This is a genomic window from Devosia sp. MC532, assembly GCF_016461625.1.
Lineage (GTDB): Bacteria > Pseudomonadota > Alphaproteobacteria > Rhizobiales > Devosiaceae > Devosia.
This window is the reverse complement of sequence record NZ_JAEMNZ010000005.1, coordinates 270,158-280,764: the sequence shown is the minus strand read 5'-3', so window position 1 is coordinate 280,764 and position 10,607 is coordinate 270,158. Positions and strand designations below refer to the sequence as shown.

Genomic DNA, 10,607 nt, shown 5'->3' with positions numbered 1-10,607 from the left:
AGGCTGTGGGTGAGATCGGGGCCATCTTTACCGATGCCAACTCTTGTTACGCACTCGCTTTCAAGCGCAATGGCGTGACCGTGCCACATTTGGAAACAAAGGCGCAAACCCACCTGATTGAGTCCTCCAATTCCTCAATCAGGGACAATCTTGCGCGGTTCAATCGGCGGACAAAGCGCGTCTCCAAAACAGTGCAGATGCTCGAGATTACGCTCAATCTGTTCTTCAACAGACACCTCATAAGGAGTCCCAAATGAACAGTCCCCCCTGGTAGGGGGAGGAGTCGCGCCAGTGCTTGCCGTTTAACCCGCCCTGATCAGTGGAATCGCCAGATCTTTTCGGAATAAATACAACAGCGTACGGGCGGCTTCGCCGTCGGGGCCGGTGAGGCCGGGGTTGCGTTGCATTAGGGCTTTGGCGTCGTCATGGGCGAACTCAAGCAAGTGCCGATGTACGTCTGGGACGGCGACGCGGTAGCCGGGCATGCCGGATTGGCGGGTGCCTAAGACGTCGCCTTGACCGCGGAGGTCGAGGTCGCGTTCGGCGATCTCAAAACCATCTTCGGTGGATTTGATGGTTTCGAGACGCGCTTGGGCGGTTTCGCTGAGCGGTTCTTTGAAGAGAAGCAGGCAGGCAGAGCGTTGCGAGCCACGGCCGACGCGGCCGCGCAGCTGATGGAGCTGCGCGAGGCCAAAGCGCTCGGCGTGTTCGATGATCATGATCGTGGCGTTGGGGACGTCGACGCCCACTTCGATGACCGTTGTGGCGACCAGCAGTTTGATTTCATTGGCTTTAAAGCGCGCCATAACCTCTTGCTTGGCGGCGGCGGACATGCGGCCGTGGACGAGGGCCACCTGATCGCCGAAGACTTTTTGCAGTTCGGCAAAGCGATCTTCAGCGCTGACGACTTGGATAAATTCGCTTTCTTCGACCAGCGGGCAGACCCAATAGGCCTGCGCACCTTCGCCGAGACGGGCGATGAGACGGTTTATGACGCGGCCGTAGTCATTGATCGAGAGCACTGCCGTATCAATGGGTTGGCGGCCGCGCGGCTTTTCTTTGAGAACAGAGACGGCCATGTCGCCGAAGTGGGTGAGTACCAGAGTCCGCGGGATGGGCGTGGCGGTCATGACGAGAAGGTCAGTGTCGCGGCCTTTGTCAGAGAGGGCTAGGCGCTGGTGGACGCCGAAACGGTGTTGTTCGTCGACGACGGTGAGGCCCAGATTGTGGAAGGCGACGCCGGATTGGAAGAGGGCGTGGGTGCCGAGGGCGATGTGGATCGAGCCATCGGCAAGTCCTGCTAGAATCTTGCGTTTTTCGGCTGCGGGCATTTTTCCGGTGAGCAATGCGCAGCCTAGGCCTGCCGCTTCAGCGAGAGGCTGAATGGTTTTAAAATGCTGTGAAGCCAGCAATTCGGTCGGAGCCATCAACGCCGATTGCGCGCCGCTTTCTGCCATTGCCGCCATGGACATAAGAGCCACAACGGTCTTGCCGGAGCCGACGTCACCTTGCAGGAGGCGGGACATGCGGTCGGGGCTGGCGAGGTCGGCGCGGATTTCTTCGAGGGCCTGATTTTGGCCGTCGGTCAGGGAAAAGGGAAGCGCGGCGGCGACGCGGGAGGTGATACTCCCGTTGAAAGTACGGGACTTGCCCTTTTGGGCGACCATGGTCGAACGCACCAATTGTAGGGTGATTTGGCCCGCTAAATACTCATCATAAGCAAGGCGTTGGCGGGCCGGGGACCAGAGTTGGCCCTGGTCAGGATTCTCTGGCAAATGGACTTCGCGCATGGCTTGGGCGAAGTTTGGCCACTTGCGTTGGCGCATGGTTTCAGCGTCAATCCATTCCGGCAATTCCGGAATGATTTCAACGGACTGGCGCACCAGCTTCGCTAAGGCCTTGGAACTCAGGCCACTTGTGAGCGGATAGACTGGCTCGACGAGGGGGAGTTCTGCGAATTTCTCGGCTTCGACGATATAGTCTGGGTGCGTTATCTGCTTTTGGCCGTTGAAGAAATCGACCTTACCAGAGACATAGCGCTCTTCGCCGACGGGGAGAGCTTTTTCGACCCAGCCGCCTTGGGCGCGGAAGAACACCAAGGACAGTTCGCCGGTCTCGTCATGCGCGAAAACGCGATGTGGCACATGTAGCTTTCCGCGTGGTGGCGGTTGGTGCCGGTCGATGTGGAGTTTCAGCGTAACGATTTGATTTAAATAGGCTTCTGCAATGCCGACCTGGCGGCGGCGATCGACGACGCCGGAGGGCATATGCATCAGAATGTCGAGGACGATGGCCTCTTGTCCGCCCGGAGCGCCGAAGAATTTGGTCAGCAATGCTGCGAGCTTATCGCCCACGCCTTTGATGGAGTGGAGCGAGCGGAACAGGGGCTGCAATTCATCGGGACGGGACAAGAATGATTCTCCTTACCGAGGGGCATCTATTGGCACTTCTGTGGCCTTTGGCCGGCACTTTTGGGCCACTGAAGGGGCAAATTGCTGACATTCAGGGGCATGACGGAATAGGGCTGACATTGTTGGCTAACACGCGTAAAGAACAAGTCCAAATCGAGAACAAAATTCAATCATGGGTGTCGCAAATGACGGCCGGTGAAGAGATCGCTATTCGACGTAAACGGCTGCGCTATCGCGCGTGGCATCGTGGGACCAAGGAAATGGACTTGGTGCTCGGTCCATTCGCGGATGCGCATCTGGAAAACTACGATGAGGCGCAGCTCGATAAGCTCGAAGCGCTGATGAACGAAGAAGACCCGCCATTGCTGAAATGGGTGCTCCGGCAGGAGGAGCCGCCAGCGCATGTGGATCGTTCTTTCCTCGACCTTCTTATTGCCGACCACGAGGCCCGCGTCGCCCGATGACTTCTTCTGACATTACGCCCACAGTTCGCACCATCTCCAACGTACCCGATGGCATGCAGCCATTGGTGTTGGCACGGCTGGTTGAACAACGCCTCAAAAACGCGCCGGATGATGCGGCGGCGGTGGTGTTCGTGGCGCGTGATGGACGGCGCTTGCAGCGCATGGCGGAAGTGTTGGGGGCGATGTTGCCCGGACACACGATATTGCAACTGCCTGCCTGGGACAGCCTGCCATATGACCGTGTGTCGCCAAACAATGTGACCATCGCGGCGCGTATGAAAACGCTGGCGGCGCTGACCAGCGGAACCAAGGGCGCGATTGTACTGACGGCGGTCAATGCGCTGGTGCAAAAGTTGCCGCCGCGCGCTGTTGTCGAAACCATGTCGTTTTCGGCGGCGGTGGGTCGGGTAGTCGATGGCGATAAGCTAATCGGTTGGGCGGCAAACAATGGCTATTTGCGCGTGCCGACGGTGCGCGAAAGCGGTGAATTTGCAGTCCGTGGTGGGTTGATTGACCTGTTCCCGGCCAATGCGGATGCGCCGCTGCGCTTTGACTTTTTTGGCAGCCAGCTGGAAACGATCCGGACGTTTGATCCCGATACACAGCGGACGACGGGAAATCTTAAGCGCATTGATCTGACGCCGATGAGCGAGCTGGTGCTCAATGAAGCCACCATTCGCCGTTTCCGTCAGAACTATACGGCGACTTTTGGTGGCAACACCCATGATGACCCGCTCTATTCATCGGTAAGTGGCGGGTCGCGCTATTCGGGCACGGAGCACTGGCTGCCGTTCTTTTATGAAAAGCTCGATAGTCTGGCGGATTATGTGGGCGATGCCCCGTTCGTCTTCGACGATCAGGTGAACGAAGCCTATGGCGAGCGTGTCGAGCAGATTGCCGATTATTACGATGCGCGCGAGACCGCGCGTCTGGCGCCGCAGGTGGCGGGGGCAGGGGCGCCCTATAAGCCGATCAAGCCAGAACTGCTTTACAATGTTGATGTGACGCCAGCGCAGTTGGCGGGGGCGTCGGTCATTCAGCTTTCGGCGTTTCTGTCGCCGCAGACGAAATCGGGTGACGATGCCGGTGGGCATATTGCCCCGAGCTTTGCTGCGGACCGTTTGGCCAATGACGTCAACCTTTTTGAGAAGGTGGTGGAGCGGCTGCTTACGGAGCGCCGCAATGGTCGCCGCGCAATTGTGGCCTGCTGGAGCGCGGGGACGCGCGATCGCATGGCGCAGGTGCTCAAGGATCACGGGCTGACCAATCCGCGCCTCGGCGAGAACTGGAAAGACGCGGAAACCACGAGCGCGGCGACCACTTCGTTGATCGTGTTACCCCTCGAATCTGGCTTTGAAACCAAAGACCTGCTGGTTCTGACCGAGCAGGATATTTTGGGCGAGCGCATTTTGCGGCCGCAGCGCAAGAAGAAGGCTTCGGATGCGCTGACGGAAGCGGCGAGTTTGAGTGCAGGCGATCTCGTAGTGCACGTCGACCACGGTATTGGTCGCTTCCTGGGGCTGAAGGTCATTCAGGCCGGTGGCGCTCCGCATGAATGCGTCGAGCTCGAATATGGCGGCGAGACTAAGCTTTACCTGCCGGTCGAAAACATCGAACTGCTAACCCGTTATGGTGCAGACGATGCCTCGGTGACGCTCGATAAACTCGGTGGCGTGGCCTGGCAGGCTAAGAAGGGCAAGCTCAAGAAGCGCATCCGCGAAATGGCGGAACAGCTTATCAAGCTGGCGGCGCAACGCTTGCTGGTCCGCGCCGATTCGGTGGACCTCAATTCTGGCGCTTACGATGAGTTCGTGGCGCGCTTCCCCTATGAGGAAACGGAAGACCAGCTCAACGCCATTGGGGCGGTGTTTGACGATCTGACCTCGGGCAAGGTGATGGATCGCCTCGTCTGCGGCGACGTTGGCTTTGGGAAGACCGAAGTTGCCATCCGCGCGGCCTTCGCCGTGGCGCTTTCGGGCAAGCAGGTGGCGGTGGTTGTGCCGACAACGCTCTTGGCGCGTCAGCATTTCAAGAACTTCTCTGAACGCTTCCATGGTTTGCCGGTCAATGTGCGTCATGCCTCGCGCATGGTGCCTGCGGGCGAACTGAAAGTAACCAAGGAAGGCTTGGCCAATGGGCATGTCGATATCGTTATCGGCACCCATGCGCTCTTGTCGAAGTCGATCAGTTTCAAGGACTTGGGTCTCCTGATTATCGACGAGGAACAGCACTTTGGCGTGAGCCACAAGGAGCGCCTCAAGGAGCTCAAGGCCAATGTTCACGTGCTGACGCTGACGGCAACGCCGATCCCGCGCACGCTTCAACTGGCGCTGACTGGCGTTCGCGATCTGTCGCTGTTGGCGACGCCGCCGGTCGACCGTTTGGCGATCCGTACCTTTATTTCGCCTTTCGATCCGCTCTCGATCCGCGAAGCTTTGCTGCGCGAAAAATATCGCGGCGGGCAGAGCTTCTATGTGGTGCCGCGCATCAAGGATCAGGCCGATATTGCCGAGTTCTTGCGCGTGCAGGTGCCGGAAGTCTCTTATGTCATCGCCAATGGGCAGATGCCGCCGGGCGAACTCGACGACATCATGAACAATTTCTACGACGGCAAGTTCGACGTTTTGTTGGCGACGACCATTGTGGAATCGGGGCTCGATATTCCGAATGCCAATACGCTGATCGTGCATCGTGCCGACCAATTTGGTCTGGCGCAGCTTTATCAGATCCGTGGGCGTATCGGCCGGGCCAAGCAGCGCGCCTATGCGCTGTTCACCGTGCCTGCCGACAAGAAGCTCACCGACACCGCAGAGCGTCGTTTGGGCGTGCTGCAGTCGCTCGAAAGCCTTGGCGCTGGCTTCCAACTGGCGAGCCACGATCTGGATATTCGCGGGGCAGGGAATTTGCTCGGCGACGAGCAGTCGGGCCATATCCGCGAAGTCGGTTTCGAGCTTTACCAGTCGATGCTGGAAGAAGCTGTGGCGAACCTGCGCGCTGGTGGCGACGAGGAATACGACGACAAGAACGAGTGGAGCCCGCAGATTTCGCTCGGCATGCCGGTGATGATTCCGGAAAGCTATGTGCCTGATCTGCAGTTGCGCATGCAGCTCTATCGCCGTCTTGGTGATTTGAGCGATATTCGCGACATTGATGCTGCGGGTGCGGAGCTGATCGACCGGTTCGGGCCGCTGCCGGAAGAGGTGGAATCGCTACTCAAGGTCATTCTGGTCAAGGCACTCTGCCGTCAGGCCAATGTCGAAAAGGTCGACGCTGGTCCGAAGGGCGCGGTGGTGACGTTGCGAAACAACGAGTTCCCCAATCCGATTGGTCTGGTGCGCATGGTTTCGGACCTGTCCAATCAGGTGAAGATCAAGCCTGATCAGAAGCTCGTGTTCGTGCGCAATTGGCCAACGCCGGAGCAAAGGCTCAAGGGTGCAGCCGCAATTATGAGTAAACTGGCGCGTTTGGCTGAGAATAAGAGTTAACTGAAGTCTCGGACACGAGGCGCTATAATCTTTTGGCAACTCTCATCGGTCATGTTATTGCCCGATTTGAGCCCTTGAAGGGCAGTTCAGGTATTTCGGTAGCTTTGGGCTGCCCGGACCGCCAAGGAAGACAAGGACATTTTATGACGTTCAAGAAACCCCTCGTGGCCGGAATCGCAGCGGCAGCGTTTATGCTGACCCCGGCTGTATCTTTCGCGCAGGACGCGGCTCCTGCAGTACCGGCTGCTGAAGCTCCTGCTGCGGCCGAGGGCGGTGCTGTTGCTGAAGTCGGCGCTGTCGTCGACAATATGCCATCGCAGAACTGGCTAAAGGTTTGTGATCCGCTCGAAGACGGCCAGAAGGCTTGCGTGATGCGCCAAGTGGTGCTCGCAAACGGCCAGTTCCTCGGCTCCTTCCTGCTGCGTGACGATCCGGGCCAAGAAAGCCGCCTGTTGGCTGTTGCTGCCGTTCCGCTTGGCGTGCTGCTGCCGTTCGGCCTGACCTGGCAGATCGACAATGCCAAGCCAGTTCGCGTGCCGTACATGCTGTGTGATCAGCAGTCGTGCTCGACTCAGCTCGTGATCAACGAACAGTATGTCGCTTCGCTCAAGAAGGGCTCGACCCTGAAGCTGACCGCCAAGAACCGTCAGAACCAGGACCTGACCATCGATATCAACCTCGCTGGTTTCACCGCGACTTATGATAGCGATACGGCCCTGACGTTCGAACAGCTGCAGAGCCAGGAATCGGGCGAAAACGCACTGGAGCAGGTTCTTCAGGATCGCGCCGAGCAGCTCCGCAAGCAGCTGAGCGAAACGCCAGCAGAAGGCGAAGCGCCAGCAGCTCCTGCTGCACCTGCTGCACAGTAAGCGTTACGCAGACGAATTTGAAAAAGGCCCGGGAAACCGGGCCTTTTTTGTTGTACAGGTGTGAGGCGAGGAGGCTTTTAGCGGCGGCCCATGCCAACGGCAAAAGCCTGCTTGCGCAAGAACGGGGATAGTTTGAGTGCCCACAGGCCGCCCGCGCGTAGAGTTTGGCTGGGGAGCATGTCAGCCAGAAGCGATTTGAACAGCGTGTCGACAATAGTGCTGGTCTGCGCCAGATCGGCTGCGCGGCGGCGCGCATAATCATCAGCGGCCTTGGCGCCCCAGTCAGGCAGGGTCGTGTCTGTGGCTTTCAATGCGGCGATAAGATCGGCGACATCCCGCAGGCCCAAATTGAGGCCCTGTGCGCCAATGGGCGGGAAGGCGTGCGCAGACTCGCCGACCAAGGCCACCCCAGAAGCTCCCGCCTTATCAACGGTTAGTGTCGAGAGGGGGAAGACGAAGCTGGGGGAGACAATTTTGAGATCACCGAACAGGCGTTGTGAGCGCTCCAGAAGGGCATTTCTGAGCGCTTCTGGGCCCGCAGCCTGAATGGAGCCCAGCTTGGTCTCATCGTCGATCCAGACGAGATTGGCGCGGTTGCCACCGGCCGGCACCAGCGTGAAGGGCCCGCGCGGGTAGTGGAACTCAATGGAAGTGCCGCCAACGCTGCGGGTCAGTTCCAGATCACAAACGAGGGCAGCCTCAGTGAACTGATGCTCGCGCGTGGTGATGCCGACGGCGTTGCGCAGCAGAGACTTCTTGCCATCGGCACCGACCACGAGGGGCGCAGATAGGGTCGAACCATCGGCCAGAGTGACCGTGCCCAGTTGACCATCGTGGTGATAGGCCGACACGCTTTCGGTTCGGATAATGAGTCCGATTTTTGGGGCAGTGCTTTGAAAATGCTCAAGAAGTCGCGCATTGCCAAAGTTCCAGCCGAAGGCGGGCAGGCCGATTTCGGTCGATTCAAACAAGGTTTCTGGAGCGCGGAAGAGGCGGGGCGTGGCATCGATGATGCGAATGGCGGTGAGCGGGTGGCCGAGGGGCGCTGGCTCTGAAACCAGCCCGCTTTCAACGAGGAATTCGACGCTTGGCATCATGAGGGCCGAGGTGCGCCGATCGGGCGGCGCAGCGGGGGCTAGATGGATGACCGAAAATCCGAGCCGCGCCACGGCGACAGCAGCAGCGGAGCCCGCAAGCCCGCCTCCCACCACGATGACATCAGCATCCTTATTCATGGCGCATCCTTTTGGGTGTCGGTCGAAAGCCATTTGCGACAGTGGAACCGCCGCAGGGCATTTGCTGTTCCGGCCATAGCAGTGCTCGGCGCTAAACAATAGCCCAGGCGTGCCCATTTTCGCAGTTCAGAGGCGGGTGCTTCACCACTGGCCACCCACACCATACACTGACAATTGAGCCCGAGTCGGCTTTGGGAGACACTGCCATGATGGAACTCCTCTCCGATCCCAATGTGTGGATCGCATTTGGTACGCTCACGGTCATGGAGATCGTGCTTGGTATCGACAATATCGTTTTCATCTCTGTGCTGGTTTCGCGCCTACCGCGCGAACAGGCGGAATTTGCGCGAAAGCTCGGGATCGGGCTGGCCTTGGTGTTCCGCATCATCCTGCTGTTCCTGATTTCTTGGATCGTGCAGCTCAAAGATCCGGTGTTTGAAGCCTTCGGGCAGCCGTTCAGCTGGAAGGATATCATCCTGCTCGCCGGTGGTGCGTTCCTCATCTACAAGGCGACGCACGAAATGCATGCTGCCATCGAGGGCGACCATGAGGTGAGCGCTGCGAGTGCGGGAACGGCAACGCTGCAGGCCATTCTGGTGCAGATCGTGATCATCGACATGGTGTTCTCGATCGACTCGATCATCACAGCGGTCGGCATGGTTCCGGCCGATCAGGTGGCCGTTATGGTGGCCGCAGTTCTGGTTGCTGTCGCGGTCATGTTCGTGGCGTCTGGTCCGATCGCCAAGTTCGTGGCGGATCACCCGACGACCAAAATGCTGGCACTGGCCTTCCTGTTGCTGATTGGTGTGACGCTGGTGGCCGACGGCTTGGGCTTCCACATTCCAAAGGGTTACATCTATTCGGCTATGGCCTTCTCGGTATTGGTCGAGGCATTCAATGTGTTTGCCAAGCAGCGCCGGGCAAAACGCAGCGGTGGACACAAAATCTCGCCCTTTACGGGCGACATTGGTAGCGTTTCGACCGAAGAAGCGCTGTCGTCTGTGGGGCAGGCCCGCGGCGTGACGGCGTCGCACCAAGCACCTCTGAGTGAAAAATCTGTACCGCGTTCGACGCCGATTTCGCGGGCGCAATCACGTCCGAAATCGGCGCCCCGTAAGCCAAAGGCTCCTAAATGAGTAAAGTCGTCGCCGTCCATGAAACTGGTGGTCCTGAAGTCCTGAGAGTTGAAGACTGGGACATCGGCGCGCCCAAAGCCGGAGAGGTCAAAATCCGGCAGACGGCTATCGGCCTCAACTTTATCGACACCTATCAACGCTCGGGGCTGTACCCCGTGCCGCGGCCCTTTGTGGCGGGCAATGAAGCTGCCGGCGTGGTGACAGCGGTGGGCGAGGGCGTCAGCGAATTCCGTGAAGGGGATCGGGTCGCCTATCAGGGTACGGTCGGTGCTTATGCCGAGGAGCGGATTATCGCGGCCAATCGGGTGGTGCCGATCCCCGATGGGGTCGATGATGAGACGGCGGCGGCAGCTTTGCTCAAGGGGCTCACGGCCTATTATCTGCTGTTCAAGACCTGGCCGGTGGCGCAGGGGGAGACCATCCTCTGGCATGCGGCGGCGGGCGGTACGGGGATGATCGGGACGCAATGGGCCAAGGCCCTAGGCGCAACGGTCATCGCTACGGCTGGGGGCCCGGAAAAGGTCGCGAAAGCGCAGCGGTTTTGTGACCATGTTATCGACTATAAGGCGGAGGACTTCGCGCCGCGCGTGAAGGCGCTGACCGGGGGCAGGGGTGTCGATGTGGTTTATGATGGCGTCGGCAAGGCGACCTTTGACGCCTCGCTCGATTGTCTGCGCCCGCGTGGATTGATGGTGAGCTTTGGCAATGCCTCGGGTGTTGTTGCTATCCCGGACCTTGGCGTTTTGGCGCGCAAGGGATCGCTGTATGTGACCCGGCCAACGGGGGCGCATTATTTCGCGGAACGCTCTGCACTGCTCGAAGGGGCGGAGGCCTTGTTTGGCGCGATAGCCAGCGGGGCAATCAAAGTCGAGATCAGCCAGCGCTTTGCACTGGAGGAGGCCACGAAAGCCCATTCCGCCCTTGAGTCTCGGGGCACGACGGGATCAGTTATCCTCAAGCCATAGCGAAAAAACGAGGGGGGCTACTGGACAGGCGCGATCCCCCTC

At 59.2% G+C, this 10,607-nt stretch carries 7 protein-coding genes and 1 pseudogene; 6 read left to right on the top strand and 2 right to left on the bottom strand.

The features are described 5' to 3' along the window. Positions 1-257: pseudogene (locus JHC09_RS16800) on the top strand (hypothetical protein); the annotation flags it as partial. 45 nt (positions 258-302) lie between these two features. Here the strand turns inward: JHC09_RS16800 and recG are convergent. Next, positions 303-2,411 carry an ATP-dependent DNA helicase RecG gene (recG, locus tag JHC09_RS08975; RefSeq protein WP_199531662.1) on the bottom strand — a complete coding sequence of 703 codons (2,109 nt, stop codon included), beginning with the start codon at positions 2,409-2,411 and terminating at the stop codon, positions 303-305. A gap of 2 nt (positions 2,412-2,413) precedes the next feature. Between recG and JHC09_RS08970 the strand changes: the two genes are divergently transcribed. The 3 genes from JHC09_RS08970 (at position 2,414) to JHC09_RS08960 (ending at position 7,229) form a co-directional block, all read left to right on the top strand. Beyond that, positions 2,414-2,875, top strand: coding sequence for a succinate dehydrogenase assembly factor 2 (locus JHC09_RS08970; protein WP_199531661.1), 462 nt, complete (start codon positions 2,414-2,416; stop codon positions 2,873-2,875). Next, positions 2,872-6,360 carry a transcription-repair coupling factor gene (gene mfd / locus JHC09_RS08965; protein WP_199531660.1) on the top strand — a complete coding sequence of 1,163 codons (3,489 nt, stop codon included), beginning with the start codon at positions 2,872-2,874 and terminating at the stop codon, positions 6,358-6,360. Before JHC09_RS08970 ends, mfd begins: the two co-directional genes overlap by 4 nt. Positions 6,361-6,503: 143 nt before the next feature. After that, positions 6,504-7,229, top strand: coding sequence for an invasion associated locus B family protein (locus tag JHC09_RS08960; protein ID WP_199531659.1), 726 nt, complete (start codon positions 6,504-6,506; stop codon positions 7,227-7,229). Between the two features lie 77 nt (positions 7,230-7,306). Here the strand turns inward: JHC09_RS08960 and JHC09_RS08955 are convergent, their stop codons facing one another. Then, positions 7,307-8,464 (bottom strand): FAD-dependent monooxygenase, encoded by a 1,158-nt coding sequence (locus JHC09_RS08955; protein ID WP_199531658.1) that lies wholly within the window; start codon positions 8,462-8,464, stop codon positions 7,307-7,309. A 206-nt stretch (positions 8,465-8,670) separates the two neighbouring features. Here JHC09_RS08955 and JHC09_RS08950 point away from each other — a divergent pair, with 206 nt between their 5' ends. Together JHC09_RS08950 and JHC09_RS08945 are read left to right on the top strand one after the other, a co-directional pair. Beyond that, positions 8,671-9,600: a TerC family protein gene (locus JHC09_RS08950; RefSeq protein WP_199531657.1), complete on the top strand. Its 930-nt coding sequence runs from the start codon at positions 8,671-8,673 to the stop codon at positions 9,598-9,600. Next, a complete protein-coding gene (locus tag JHC09_RS08945) occupies positions 9,597-10,565 on the top strand; it encodes a quinone oxidoreductase (RefSeq protein ID WP_199531656.1) in 969 nt (322 codons plus the stop codon). The genes JHC09_RS08950 and JHC09_RS08945 overlap by 4 nt, the downstream gene beginning before the upstream one ends. Positions 10,566-10,607: the final 42 nt, after the last annotated feature.